The organism is Pseudomonas sp. HD6515 (assembly GCF_024971855.1).
GTDB classification, from domain to species: domain Bacteria; phylum Pseudomonadota; class Gammaproteobacteria; order Pseudomonadales; family Pseudomonadaceae; genus Aquipseudomonas; species Aquipseudomonas alloputida.
In genome coordinates this window covers 4,318,007-4,331,642 of the sequence record NZ_CP079827.1, presented here as the reverse complement: position 1 = coordinate 4,331,642, position 13,636 = coordinate 4,318,007, and the positions used below count along the sequence as shown (strand labels likewise).

Annotated in this window: 13 protein-coding genes and 1 pseudogene; 8 read left to right on the top strand and 6 right to left on the bottom strand. The window is 58.9% G+C overall.

The features are described from left to right. Positions 1-25: 25 nt before the first annotated feature. From KW568_RS20130 to KW568_RS20115, 4 genes are all read right to left on the bottom strand, one after another. The gene (locus KW568_RS20130; RefSeq protein ID WP_004576750.1) at positions 26-892 is read right to left on the bottom strand and encodes an oxaloacetate decarboxylase; all 867 of its coding nucleotides are present in this window, start codon (positions 890-892) and stop codon (positions 26-28) included. A gap of 132 nt (positions 893-1,024) precedes the next feature. Then, on the bottom strand, positions 1,025-1,633 hold the full coding sequence (ttdB, locus tag KW568_RS20125) for a L(+)-tartrate dehydratase subunit beta (protein WP_004576751.1): 609 nt from the start codon (positions 1,631-1,633) through the stop codon (positions 1,025-1,027). Then, positions 1,630-2,538 (bottom strand): L(+)-tartrate dehydratase subunit alpha, encoded by a 909-nt coding sequence (gene ttdA, locus KW568_RS20120; protein ID WP_004576752.1) that lies wholly within the window; start codon positions 2,536-2,538, stop codon positions 1,630-1,632. Before ttdA ends, ttdB begins: the two co-directional genes overlap by 4 nt. Before the next feature lie 10 nt (positions 2,539-2,548). Next, on the bottom strand, positions 2,549-3,895 hold the full coding sequence (locus KW568_RS20115; protein ID WP_004576753.1) for a dicarboxylate/amino acid:cation symporter: 1,347 nt from the start codon (positions 3,893-3,895) through the stop codon (positions 2,549-2,551). A gap of 186 nt (positions 3,896-4,081) precedes the next feature. Here KW568_RS20115 and KW568_RS20110 point away from each other — a divergent pair. Together KW568_RS20110 and KW568_RS20105 are read left to right on the top strand one after the other, a co-directional pair. Further along, positions 4,082-5,008 (top strand): annotated as a pseudogene (locus tag KW568_RS20110) (LysR substrate-binding domain-containing protein). A 376-nt stretch (positions 5,009-5,384) separates the two neighbouring features. Continuing rightward, positions 5,385-5,870 (top strand): hypothetical protein, encoded by a 486-nt coding sequence (locus KW568_RS20105; protein ID WP_004576755.1) that lies wholly within the window; start codon positions 5,385-5,387, stop codon positions 5,868-5,870. A gap of 94 nt (positions 5,871-5,964) precedes the next feature. On the opposite strand, the gene KW568_RS20100 is transcribed toward KW568_RS20105, so the two are convergent. Beyond that, positions 5,965-6,669, bottom strand: coding sequence for an SDR family oxidoreductase (locus KW568_RS20100; RefSeq protein ID WP_004576756.1), 705 nt, complete (start codon positions 6,667-6,669; stop codon positions 5,965-5,967). A 99-nt stretch (positions 6,670-6,768) separates the two neighbouring features. Continuing rightward, a complete protein-coding gene (locus tag KW568_RS20095; protein ID WP_004576757.1) occupies positions 6,769-7,662 on the bottom strand; it encodes a LysR substrate-binding domain-containing protein in 894 nt (297 codons plus the stop codon). Between the two features lie 213 nt (positions 7,663-7,875). On the opposite strand from KW568_RS20095, the gene KW568_RS20090 reads away from it, so the two are divergent. From KW568_RS20090 to KW568_RS20065, 6 genes are all read left to right on the top strand, one after another. Then, a complete protein-coding gene (locus KW568_RS20090) occupies positions 7,876-8,430 on the top strand; it encodes a helix-turn-helix domain-containing protein (protein ID WP_004576758.1) in 555 nt (184 codons plus the stop codon). A 27-nt stretch (positions 8,431-8,457) separates the two neighbouring features. Continuing rightward, the gene (locus KW568_RS20085) at positions 8,458-9,804 is read left to right on the top strand and encodes a glutamine synthetase family protein (protein WP_003248849.1); all 1,347 of its coding nucleotides are present in this window, start codon (positions 8,458-8,460) and stop codon (positions 9,802-9,804) included. An 84-nt stretch (positions 9,805-9,888) separates the two neighbouring features. After that, a complete protein-coding gene (locus KW568_RS20080) occupies positions 9,889-10,662 on the top strand; it encodes a gamma-glutamyl-gamma-aminobutyrate hydrolase family protein (protein WP_004576759.1) in 774 nt (257 codons plus the stop codon). Positions 10,663-10,730: 68 nt separating this feature from the next. Next, positions 10,731-12,089: an aspartate aminotransferase family protein gene (locus KW568_RS20075; RefSeq protein ID WP_003248853.1), complete on the top strand. Its 1,359-nt coding sequence runs from the start codon at positions 10,731-10,733 to the stop codon at positions 12,087-12,089. Positions 12,090-12,272: 183 nt separating this feature from the next. Further along, entirely contained in the window at positions 12,273-12,827 is a 555-nt protein-coding gene (locus KW568_RS20070; protein WP_003248854.1) for a helix-turn-helix domain-containing protein, read from the top strand. Positions 12,828-12,949: 122 nt separating this feature from the next. Beyond that, positions 12,950-13,465, top strand: coding sequence for a ProQ/FinO family protein (locus KW568_RS20065; protein WP_003248857.1), 516 nt, complete (start codon positions 12,950-12,952; stop codon positions 13,463-13,465). Positions 13,466-13,636 lie beyond the last annotated feature (171 nt).

Genomic DNA, 13,636 nt, shown 5'->3' with positions numbered 1-13,636 from the left:
AGGGGCGTTCAACAGTGCTGAGTTGTTACTTTGAGAAAAGCATGAACTCTGCTGCCCAGTCTTTATATTCGTTTTGCAAGCAATAGCCAGCAACGAGCGTTGAGGCCGATTTGTCAGCGTTAACCTGGCGACGGCGCTGTATGCGCAGGCTTTCATAGGTGGCCTGAACCGAGGCAAAGTATGCTTGATGGCCATCCACCACGATGCGCACGCCGAGTTCTGCTAGGCCAGGTGCATCCCGAAGCTCGCTGTTGCCATAGGTGATTAGCATCACTGGAAGGGTCAATCCATCGGCGATGGCGGCGAGTTCATGAACATCCTTCACACCAACGAGGCACACCGCATCGGCACCCGATCGCTCGAATTCCCTGGTTCTACGGATAACGTCCTGTAGCGGCTGCACACCAGCGTGGGTTCTGGCGATGATGGCGAGTGAGCTATCAATCCTTGCTTCTTGCGCCGCGCGCAGTTTACCGGTGGCTTCTTCGGTGCTGATCAGCTCCAGGGCACCGCTGCCAAATCGGGCAGGCAGGAGGGTATCTTCGATGGTGAGTGCTGCAACCCCAGCCCGTTCTAGCTCGACAACTGTCCTCATGGCGTTAAGGGCGTTGCCATATCCATGATCAGCGTCAGCAATTATCGGAAGGCTAGCCACGCGGCCAATTCGGGTGGCCTGCTCGGCGAATTCACTAAGGGTGATTAAAGCGATGTCAGGAGCACCCAACACTTGCAGGGAGGCAACAGAGCCGCCCAGTATGCCAACTTCGAAGCCGAGATCCGAAGCGATGCGTGCGGATAAAGGGTCAAAAACCGAAGCGGTACTCAGGCAAGCGTGACCGTTGAGAAGAACACGGAAGTCATTTCGCAATTGATGATGACTGCGGTTGTGCATGGCTGTCTCTGGGCGTATTTGGGATGTATGACGCGTCGCGTTCCACTACTTTGGACGTTCAGCGAGTACGTTGAGAGGGCAGGGGATGGCGGTGTTGGGCGGTGGAGTTGATCACCTTCACCGCCCATTCGCTTATTTGATGAACCGTACTTGGCTATTGATCTTCTCGATCACCGCGCCTTTGCGTTCATTGAACCGGGCTTTGTTCTGCTCGAACAGGTTATTGCCCTTGGTGTCGATAGAAATGATCAGCGGGCCGAACTCTCGTACACGGTTGACCCATAGCGTTTCCGGCATGCCCAAGTCCTGCCATTCGGCGCGTTCGATCTCTTCCACCTGGGTCGCTGCCAAGACGGCACAGCCGCCTGGAAACACTGCATGCACCGCCTTGTTCTCAAGGCAGCCCGTGGTGGTCTCCGGGCCCATGCCGCCTTTGCCGACGATCAGCTTTACCCCAGTTTGCTCAATGAACTGTTTCTCGAACTTTTCCATGCGCATGCTAGTCGTCGGGCCGATCGACACCATTTCAAAGCTGCCATCGTCCTTTCTCTTGACGATGGGGCCTGCGTGAAAGATCGCGCCGCCGCGAAGATTTACAGGAAGCTCCCGGCCTAACTCGATAAGCCGGCGATGTGCAACGTCTCGGCAAGTCACCAACTGGCCAGTGAGGTAAACCACGTCGCCAACGTTCAGGCTTGCCAAATCTTCGTCACTTATTGGAGTGGTCAGGATCTTTTTCACAGTACTACGCCTTCATGGGAGAGGATGTCATAAGTGAGGTCGGCATTGATGCGGATCTTGCCGCGGCGGTGCGCCCAGCAACCTGTCGATACCGCGACGCCGATGGTCGAGGGGTGTCGGGCCGACGATTCAATGTTCACGCCCATCACGCTGCTGTTGCCCGTCAAACCCTGGGGGCCAATGCCGATTTCGTTCAGGCCTTCCTCCAGCAGCTTCTCCATCATCGCTGCACTTTCGTTGGGATGGCTGGAATCCACTTCGCGCAGGATGGCCTTTTTCGAAAGGCGTGCCGCGGTCTCGACCGAGGTCGATACACCCACGCCTACCAGCAAAGGCGGGCAAGCGTTGACACCGCGGGAGGTGATGACATCGAAGACGAACTCTGTGACCCCTTCGTAGCCTTGCCCTGGCATCAGCACCTTGGCCGAGCCCGGCAACGTACAGCCACCACCCGCCATGTACACATCGACAATGGCGTAGTCGGCATCGGGGATGATTTCCCAGTCCAGCCACGGGATCTTCGAGCCGGTGTTGGTGCCGGTGTTCTTTTCGATGAAGGTTTCAACTGCGTTGTGGCGTAGCGGGCCCTTGATGGTCGCCTCCTTGGTGGCGTTCTCGAGGATGCCCTCCATTTCGCCCAGCAGCGGGAAGCGTGCACCGGCGGAAATGAAATACTGGATCACACCGGTATCCTGACAGCTGGGGCGGTTCAGCTTGTCAGCGTAATCCTGGTTGTCGGCCATCGAGTCGTAGACGGCGATGGCCAGCGGGTTGGTTTCCGCTGCGCGCAGCTTGGCGGTCTTTTCTTTTACATCCTTGGGCAGGCGCTTGCCGATGTAGGCGGTGAACTTCGCCAAGACGTCGGTCAGCGATTCCACAGCGGCTTCTTTGTCTACGGTTTCCATGTTTACTTCCTCAGTGCATCACAAGGTTTTTTGGGTCAGAGTCAATGGCAGGCTTGGCAGCCGAAGGCAGTGATTCGCTTTTTTCTGGCTCGCCCACCACTTGGCCATCCAAGACCTGATTCATCCTGGTGCTATCGAGGGCACCGACCCATTTGGCGATGGCCATGGTGCCCACGGCGTTGCCGATGGTGTTGGTAATGGCGCGAGCCTCAGACATGAAGCGGTCTACGCCAAGAAGCAGAACCATGCCGGCTACAGGGATGTTGTCCATGGTGGCCAGGGTTGCGGCCAGGGTGATGAAGCCCGAACCCGTGACGCCTGCAGAGCCTTTGGATGTGAGCAGGAGCACGCCCAGGACGATCAGCTGGTCCATGAGGGTCAGTGGGGTATTTGTTGCCTGCGCGATGAATATCGCCGCCATTGTGTAGTAGATGCATTGGCCGTCAGGGTTGAAAGTCAGCCCCGAAGGAATGACCAGGCCTACTACCGGTTTCGAGACGCCGACCTTCTCCAGTTTGTTCATCATTTGTGGCACAACAGACTCCGATGAGCTGGTGCCCAATACGGTGAACAGCTCCTCCCGCAGGTACTTGAGGAACTTCCACAAGCTGAACCCAGACATCCGAGCGATTGAGCCGAGAACGATCACCACGAACAGGAAGCAGGTCACGTACATAGTTGCCATCAGCTTGCCCAGCGAAACGATGGAGCCCAGGCCATATTTGCCGACGGTGAAAGCCATGGCGCCACAGGCTGCCAGCGGAGCAATGCGCATCATCATGCCGACGATGTAGAACATGCCGTGAGAAAACGACTCGAGCACATCGACTACGGGCTTGCCGCGTTCTCCTAGATTGGCCAGCGCAATGCCGAGTAAGGTCGAGAACAGCAGAATCTGCAGGATTTCGTTCTTGGCAAAGGCATCCACTACGCTGCCGGGGATTACATGCAACAAGAAGTCGGTGAAGCCGCCCGATCCGCTAACGGCAGCAGCGGTGTAGGTAGAGATGGCATTGCTATCCAGGGTGGCAGGGTCGATGTTCATGCCTTGGCCAGGTTGCACCAGGTTCACAACGATCAGGCCCAGCACCAATGCGAAAGAGGAGAGAACCTCGAAGTAGATCAGGGCCCGGGCACCGACACGGCCGAGCTCCTTCATGTTTTCCATTTTGGCGATGCCGAGAACCACGGTTGCAAAGATGATCGGTGCAAAAACCATCTTGATCAGTTTGATGAAGGCATCACCCAGTGGCTTCATGTCTGCGCCGACCTCCGGCCAGAGCACGCCTAGCAGTACCCCAATTGAGACGCCAATCAGTACCTGCACATACAGCTTACTTATCCATCGTTTGGCCATTGCCGTCTCCGAATTATTGTTGTGAGTCGGATTTATGTGGCGACTGGGCTAAGCGGCAGACAGGCAAGACCGGCAAAGCTAAATAGCCCAGCGTTTTTGTGGTTAATCAGGCAGGCCTAAGGTAATGGTTTTTTCTGAGTGGTGTAATAGACTCAGATTTAAGACATTATTTCCTTGAGGTTAATTATGAATCCTGTGTCGGAACTTGCTTTTTTCAGCCAGTTGGTGGCGGCTGGCAGCCTGGCAGCGACAGCCCGTGAGCTGAACCTCACTCCCCCCGCTGTAACCAAGCGGCTTGCGCAATTGGAGAAGCGTCTTGGCGTTCGTTTGTTGAACCGAACGACGCGCAGCATCAGCCTCACGGCCGAAGGTGAGACGTACCTGATCAATGCAAAACGCATTCTCGGCGAGATCGAGGAGATGGAGCGGCAGGTATCCAGCAGCAGGGCCGAGCCAAAGGGTTTGTTGCGCGTGAATGCACCGCTGGGCTTCGGCCGCACCCATGTAGGGCCAGCCATCTCACTCTTCGCCAAGCGCTATCCAGAGGTTGAAGTTCAGCTTCACCTGACGGACCGGCCTATCCATCTCCCTGATGACGCAATTGACGTGGCGATCCGTTTTGGTGAACTGCCTGATTCAAGGCTCATTGCCAGGAAAATAGCGGTTAATCGCCGACGTTTGTGTGCAAGCCCTGAGTACTTACGTACCCACGGAACTCCTGAGACGGCAAAAGACCTGGTCCGGCACAACTGTATCGTGTTGCGTCAAAATGAATCCGCATTCGGGATATGGCGTATGTCTAAAGGCAAACAGTTCGACGCCATCAAGGTCCACGGGAGCTTGAGTACTAACGATGGAGAGGTAGCGTTGACTTGGGCGCTGGACGGGCATGGGATATTGATGCGAGCGGAATGAAACCTGGCCGGTTATCTACGTACAGGTCAGCTTGTGGAAGTCTTGAACGATTATGAGACCGAGCCGGCAGACATTTACGCTGTCTATTTAGAACGCCTGAATTTATCTGCGAAAGTCGCTTATTTTGTTGATCATTTACGAGAGTTTTTCAAAAGCAAAGCTGAGAACCCTACTGGCGGTCTTGATGCGTGGAAATGACGCTGGCGAAGCCGCATCGGCTTGGTTGAGTTACGCCTGATGATGCGCATGAGGTCTTCTTGGCGATCCTCCCGCGTTAAAAAATGAAGCCAGGGGCGAGCATGAACGGCAGAAGGTTGGGCCGTTCCACGCGAAGAGGCGGTTTGGATTGCCATCGGCGCCGCCGGCACAACCCTTGTCGACACACAGTGTTTGGGTGATGGCGCATTATTTAACTTTGCGCCGGTAGCCCATGAATGCTTGCGCGCGCCCCTCACGACTTGCTTAGGTGTCAGCGACACCTTTCAACGTGCACCAGTTTGCGTCCTTAATCGAGACCTATACTGAACAGCAACGTTCCATTCCCTGCCCGCCATTCCCTATAAGGATCTGAACCATGACAGCATCCAAACTCGTCGCCCTGGCTTTGGCGGGTGTTCTTTTTCCTGCTCTAACCCTTGCCCAGCAGGCCTCCAGCGCCGCCGAGCCGACTCAACAGTCGATGAACATTGAGCAATTTGATCAGGAGATGGCGAAGGCTCAAGAAAATCTGAAAAAAATGCAGGATCAAATGAGCCTGATCCACAAAACTACCGATCCAGTCCAGCGCCAGAAACTCATGCAAGATCACCAGGCCATGATGCAGCAAGGAATGCTCACGATGAAGGGAATGATGGGGTGCTGCGGCGGCATGATGGGCGGTCGCATGATGGGGAGCGGCCACATGATGGGCTGGGGGCAGATGAGCAGCCATTACGCCGGAATGACGCCTGAGCAGATGAAGCAGCACCAATACATGATGGACAGATACATGGGAATGCAACAGATGATGATGGATCAGATGATGCAGCATCAGCAGCAGATGGGCACGCCGTCTCGCTAACCTAATACCCGCCACCGGCCAGCAAGGGTGACGCTGACCGATAGCTTCGAAGGAGGTGGGGGTCGCCGTTGCGTATGCTGCGGCCAACGGGCAATCAAACGCTACGTGTCACGCCGCCATCGACCTTGATGTTCTGCCCGGTGATGTAGGCAGCGCCTTCGCTGGCGAGAAACGCGATGGTGGCGGCGATTTCCTCGCGGGTGCCATAGCGTTTGAGCGGCACGCTGTCGCGGCGCTGTTCGGTGGCCGGCAGGCTGTCGATCCAGCCGGGGAGGACGTTGTTGATCCTCACGTTGTCCCCGGCGAATTGGTCGGCGAAGATTTTGGTGAATGCGGCCAAGCCCGAACGGAACACTGCAGACGTCGGGAACAGCTCACTCGGCTCGAACGCCCAGGCGGTGGAAATGTTGATGATCACGCCCCCTTTCTGGCGCTGCATGTAGGGCGTCACCAGGCGAGTCGGGCGAATGACATTGAGCAGATAGGTGTCCATGCCCTTGTGCCAGTCCTCGTCGCTGATTTCCAGGATTGGCGCTCGCGGACCATGGCCGGCGCTATTGACCAGCACGTCGATGCGCCCCCACTTTTCCACCACGACATCGACCAGGCGTTTCAGGTCCTCAACCGACTGGTTGCTACCTGTTACACCCACACCGCCAAACTCGGCAGCCAGCGCTTCGCCCTTGCCCGAGGAGGACAGGATGCCAACCTTGAACCCGTCAGCGGCCAGGCGCCGTGCCGCAGCCGCGCCCATACCACTGCCACCTGCTGTGATGATCGAAACTTTTTCTACTGACATGCTGCCTCCGGAACGTTAATGGCCTAATGCTTAGGTGCACTAAAATTAGCAGCAGTCGTGGCCGCGAGGGAGACAGCTAAACTTCACCAAGGCAGTAGATTAACTATTGCCTGCTTGTTGCTTGAGCCAGCGCTGGACAATGCCTAGCGACTCCGGCTGCTGCAACTTTCGTGGCCATACCAGATAGAACGACTTATCGAGCCTGAGTTGCTGAGCGAAGACCTGGGTCAGCCTGCCCGCGACGAGGTCATCACTGACGAACGCCAGGCTTGCCAACGCAATACCCTGACCACTGATGGCCGCATCGATGGCCAATGAAGTCTGGTTGAACCGCAGGTTTTTGGCAGTCGCTTGCCCGTGTTGCGGGAACAGTTGTGCAAGGAACCGAGGCCAGAAATCATGGGCATCGTGAAGCAGGGTGAACGCTTGAAGCTGCTCGAAGCTGGTGGGGACTTTGCTGGCTTCGAACAACGTTGGGCTGGCCACGGCGACGATACGCTGTTCCATCAACAGTTCGCTGTTCAAACCCGCGCCGATGTCGGGCTTGCCATAGCGGACTGCGAGATCCACGCCGTCGGTATTGAAGTGGGACAGCCGATCTGTGGCCAGTACACGTAAATCAATGTCCGGATGGCTGTGCGCAAAGCGGCCCAGCCGGGGAATGAGCCATTTGGAGGCAAAGGTCGGTGTCACGCTGACCGTCAGATGAGACGCTTGTGGCCGCAGCAGGCGGGTTGCCTCATCGATCATCGCCAAGGCGTTGCGAATGCTGCCGCTGTAGCCCAGCCCCGCATCGGTCAGTGCCAGGCCCCGGGGCAGGCGCTCGAACAAACGAAGGTTCAGGCTCGCTTCCAGCCCGCGTATCTGTTGTGCAACTGCCGCCTGGGTCACCCCCAGCTCGTCGGCGGCCAGGCGAAAGTTCAGGTGGCGGGCAACCACTTCGAACACACGTAGCGCATTGAGTGAGGGCAAATCAGGGAAACCGTTTGGCATGGCGATGGACAGGGTCGGGCTGGAGGATTCACCCACGAGGCTACTCGCCGAGCGCCTGTAAAGAAACCCGCGCCACCGCAGGCAATCCGCCACGCTGCGCAGCAAGCCCTCTGTTGGCGGCTGCACATTTTCATTGTTCAGCTTGACGCGTGAAATTTTTCATGTAAATTTTCATGAAAAATAAGTCTAAAAATTTCACGGCAGTCCGAAACGATGAAGAGACACGAAGAGGTTGAAGCCCTCGCGATCCTTATTCACGACCTGCGCAAATTCAAGAACCTGACCTTGGGTGAACTGGCCGAGCGCATCAACCGCTCGGTGGGTTTCCTCTCCCAGGTCGAACGCGGCGTTTCGCGCCCGACCGTGGCAGACCTCACCGCTATCAGCGAAGCGCTCGGCGTATCAACCGCGTACTTCTACAACCTGAGCAAGCCCCGCAGCATTGGCTGGGTCACGCGCCCCCACGAGCGGCGCACGTTGTACCTGGAGTCGGGCATCACCGACGTGCTGGCTTCGCCGACCATCGCAGGCGCTTTCTCCATGCTCGACAGCCTTCTCGAGCCGGGCGCCACCAGTGGGGAGGCGTACTTGAGCGACCGTTCCGAGCAGGGCTGTTTCGTGCTCGAGGGCGAACTCACGGTGTGGCTGGACCAGGGCGATGCCGTGACCCTGCAAGCCAACGACTGCTTCCAGCTGCAACCCCATGCGCCGTTCCGTTACGCCAACCTGACGGACAGAACCACCCGTGTGCTCTGGGTCTTCAATTGAATTCGTTCACCTCACAAGGATAAGAAGATGAGTGTCATCTTTCCGGACCTGCTGGCTGAAGTGCGCTCGTTCCGAGCAGAACACCCGGCAATTCGCTATGTCGACCTGATTGCGCTGGACATCCCCGGGCACTTCTACGGCAAGCGCTACCCCATGGACATGCTGGAAAAAGTCGCAGCCGGTGCGCCACTGAAGCTGCCGCAGAACTGCGTGCTGCTGGGGACCCAGGGCGGCCTTTACCCGATTGGTGACTATTGCTTCGCCGACGGCGACCCGGATGCCGCCCGGCGCCTGGTGCCGGGTACGCTGAAACCGGTGCGTTGGGAGAAGGAAGTGATCGCCCAGATGCTGATCACGTCCGACGGCACCGCAAAGCCGATCGAATTCGAGCCCCGTGAAGTGCTGGCGCGTGTGCTTCAGCGTCTGGCCAAGCGTGGCATCCGCCCGGTGGTGGCGTTCGAACTGGAGTTCTACCTGTTCGACCGCAAGCTTGATAACGGCCTGCCACAGTACCCACGTGACACGGCAACCGAGGATGAAGACGATCAGCCGAACATGCACATCGAGCGGTTGTCGCGCTTCTCGTCGGTCCTGCACGAGATGGTCGATGGCGCCAACGAGCAGGGCGTGCCGGCGAACGTCATCACCGCAGAGCTGGGCCCAGGCCAGTTCGAGATCAACTTCTCGCACAGCGACGATGCCCTCAGTGCGGCGGACTGGTCGGCACTGTTCTGCCGCAGTACCCGCGGTATCGCGATGAAGCACGGCTACCGTGCCAGCTTCATGAGCAAGCCTTACCTGGACGCGCCAGGCAGCGGCATGCATGTGCACGTCAGCCTGTACGACGCCGCCGGCAATAACATCCTGGCGGGAAGTGAACAGCGCAAGCTGCGCCATGCGGTGGCAGGCTGCCTGGAGCTGCTGCCGCACTGCATGCCGATCTTTGCCCCCAACCACAATGCCTACCGACGTTATGGCGCCATGGTCAACGCGGCGAGCAAGGCCAGCTGGGGTTTCGAAGACCGTGACGCGTGCATCCGCATCCCCGAGTCCGACCCGCGCAACCTGCGCATCGAGCACCGCCTCGCTGGCGCCGACGCCAACCCGTATCTGGTACTGGCGGCCATTTTGACCGGGATGGAGCATGGTCTGGATCGTGGCGTGGAGCCCATCGCCCCGCTGAACGACAACCGCCAGAGCGGCATCGACTTCCCCAAGGATGCCCTCAGCGCCTTGGCCGCCATGCGTCACCACCCGGTGGTCAACGAAGGCCTGGGCAGCGAGTTCGTGATGGTCTATTGCGAAAACAAATACCAGGAGCAACTGGACTTCATGCACCACATCGATGCCCGCGAATACCGCTGGTTCCTGTAGGTGCCGAGGTTGGAACAGCGACGCTGCACCCTCCCTTTCTACCGTTTCAATACAACGCGCAATATGGATTTGCCGGAGGAAGATATGCCACGTGTGCCCGTGATCGGCATTACCGCATGCACCAGCATGATTGAGCTGCATGCAACCCAGACCATCAGCGAGAAATACGCGCGCGCGGCAGCCAAGGCGGCGTGTGGGCTGCCCATCGTCATTCCCAGCCTCGGTGAGCTGATGGACAGCGCCGATATTCTTGACGTGGTGGATGGGCTGATCTTCACCGGTTCGCCGTCCAACATCGAGCCGTACCACTACAACGGCCCGGCCAGTGCTGCGGGCACCCATCACGACCCTCTGCGCGATGCCACCACGTTGCCGCTGATGCGCGCCGCCATCGCCGCCGGTGTACCGGTACTTGGCATTTGCCGTGGCTTCCAGGAAATGAACGTGGCGCTGGGTGGCACCCTGCACCAGAAGGTCCACGAGACCGGCATGTTCATGGACCACCGCGAAGGCAAGGATGAGCCCCTCGACAAGCAATATGGGCCGCGCCACACCCTGCATGTAGAGCCTGGCGGCATGCTCGACCGTATGGGCTTGCCGGCAATATTCGACGTCAATTCCATCCACGGCCAAGGCATCGACGTACTGGGCCCCGGGCTGAGGGTGGAAGCGCTGGCGCCCGATGGCCTGGTGGAAGCGATTTCGGTCGAGAACAGCAAGGGTTTTGCCCTGGGTGTGCAATGGCACCCCGAGTTCCAGGTCATGGATAACCCCCATTACCTGGCCATCTTCCAGTCCTTTGGCAAGGCCTGCCGGCACCGCTCGGTACTGCGCCAGAGGCTGTTGCTGTCTGCCTGAGCAGCGGCCTTTCCCACCTGTAAAAAATACCTCGCAGCGCGGCTGCGCATTTTGATGGAGTGAAGTCAATGAGTGAACAGAATTCGCAGACCCTTGCCTGGCAAACCATGAGCCGCGACCATCACCTGGCCCCGTTCAGCGATGTCAGGCAACTGGCCGAGAAAGGCCCGCGCATCATCACCTCGGCCAAGGGCGTGTACCTGTGGGACAGCGAGGGCAACAAGATTCTCGATGGCATGGCCGGCCTGTGGTGCGTGGCAGTCGGCTATGGTCGCGATGAGCTGGCCGATGTCGCCAGCCAGCAGATGAAGCAGCTGCCTTACTACAACCTGTTCTTCCAGACCGCGCACCCGCCCGCGCTGGAGCTGGCCAAGGCGATCGCCGAGGTGGCCCCGCAAGGCATGAACCACGTGTTCTTCACCGGTTCCGGCTCCGAAGGCAACGACACCGTGCTGCGCATGGTCCGCCATTACTGGGCTCTGAAGGGCCAGAAGAACAAGAAGGTCATCATTGGCCGCATCAACGGCTACCACGGCTCTACCGTGGCGGGCGCCGCCTTGGGCGGCATGAGTGGCATGCACCAGCAGGGCGGGGTGATCCCGGATGTCGTGCACATCCCGCAGCCGTACTGGTTTGGCGAAGGCGGCGACATGACCGAGGCCGACTTCGGTGTGTGGGCGGCCGAGCAACTGGAGAAGAAGATCCTCGAAGTTGGCGTGGACAACGTCGCCGCCTTCATCGCCGAGCCGATCCAGGGCGCCGGTGGCGTGATCATTCCGCCGCAGACCTATTGGCCGAAGATCAAGGAAATCCTGGCCAGGTACGACATCCTCTTCGTCGCCGACGAAGTGATCTGCGGGTTCGGCCGTACCGGTGAGTGGTTCGGCACCGATTATTACGACCTCAAGCCTGACCTGATGACCATCGCCAAGGGCCTGACCTCCGGTTACATCCCCATGGGCGGGGTGATCGTGCGTGACGAGGTGGCCAAGGTGATCAGCGAAGGCGGCGACTTCAACCACGGCTTCACCTATTCCGGCCACCCGGTGGCGGCAGCGGTAGGCCTGGAGAACCTGCGGATCCTGCGTGACGAGCAGATCATCCAGCAGGTGCACGATAAAACCGCGCCTTATCTGCAACAACGCCTGCGCGAACTGGCCGACCACCCGCTGGTAGGCGAAGTGCGCGGCCTGGGCATGCTCGGTGCGATCGAGTTGGTGAAAGACAAGGCCACCCGGGCCCGTTATGAAGGCAAAGGTGTCGGCATGATCTGTCGCCAGCACTGCTTCGACAACGGCCTGATCATGCGCGCTGTAGGCGACACCATGATCATCGCCCCACCGCTGGTGATCAGTATCGAAGAGATCGACGAACTGGTGGAGAAAGCCCGCAAGTGCCTGGACCTGACCTATGAGGCTGTTCGGTAAGGACGGAGGGCCTGGTTAGCTGTTCTCAGCACCTGTGAGATCGAGCGCCGCCTGCGCGGTGCTCGATCGGTGCCGCAATCGTACATTTCACGTCAGGCACCTTCCGCAAAGCATTTTGCTTTGTGAAATGAATCCTGTACTTTTCTGGGCATCCATTTCCCGTCTGAAAGTCGCGATTCAACCATGAAAGTGCACGAAGAAATCGAAGGCCTGGCAGTACTGATTCGCGACCTGCGCAAGTTCAAGGGCCTGACACTGGGCGAGCTGGCACAGCGCATCGGCCGTTCGGTGGGCTTTCTGTCCCAGGTCGAACGCGGCGTGTCACGCCCGACTGTGGCCGATCTCACAGCCATCAGCGAAGAGCTCGGTGTATCCACAGCCTACTTCTACAAGCTGGACAAACCCCGTGAGCTCGACTGGGTCACCCGCCCGCACGAGCGTCGCACGCTGCACCTGGCAGGTGGCATCACCGACGTGCTGGCATCGCCCTCCATAACGGGCGCGTTTTCCATGCTCGATAGCCACTTGCAGCCGGGGGCCAGCAGTGGCGAGGAGTACCTGGACGACAGCTCGGAGCAGGGCTGCTTCGTGCTCGAAGGCGAACTGACCGTATGGTTGGGCGATGCTGACCCGGTCACGCTGTACGCCAATGACAGTTTTCAGTTGCAACCCCACGCCCGTTTTCGGTATGCCAACCTGACCGACAAGCCCACACGCGTGCTTTGGGTGTTCAGCTGAGGGCCGTCGCACAGGCATGCGCTTGTGCCTGGGCTGGCCGGGAAAGTTGGCCTGCAAGCAATGTGCTGGCTGCATGGGGTATCCTTGCACCACGCAATCAACTTCGAAGCAGTGAATGAACAATGGGTTTTGAACAACTAGCTGAGCTACGAGACCGCCTGCGGGCGGAAAAAGGGCAGGTAAAGGCCGAGAGCGCGAAACCGCCCAAGCGCAAGTCGCCCCCGCAGGCGAAGCCGCGTGAGATGGACCCGGCGGTGGCAGCGATCTGGCCACTGCAGAAGCATTTTCCCTTGGCTTTCCCGGTCAACCCGGCCCCCAAGGTGCCGCTCAAGGAGGGCATTTTCAAGGATGCCGAGCAACACCTGGAGCTGCTTGGGTTAACCCGTGAACAGCTCAAGCTGGGCATTTCCACGTGGTGCCGGGGCGCTCGATACTGGGCGAGCATGGTGGAGAATGCTCCGCGCCTTGACTTGAACGGTCAGGCCGCGGGTACTGTGACCGCCGCTCAGGCGCTGCATGCCAAGCAGCAGGCTGCGCGGCAACGCAGCCAGGATCGACGCAATCGTGCGAAGTCAAAGGCCCAGGCCCAGGCTCCGGCTCCCGCCGCCGACACCGCAACGGTGCAGTCTACCGACTGAACTCAGTCGCGTTCTGCCCCGTCGCCATGCTGGATGGCAGCCCATTGCCGGGGCTGCCGTCTGGCAGGCCCGGCAATGGACCAGGTTCGGTTTCGAGGGCCTGGTGCATGCAACGATGGTTTCAAGACCCACCTGATCGGCAAGCCGTGGCAGATGATGCCGGGGCGTAAC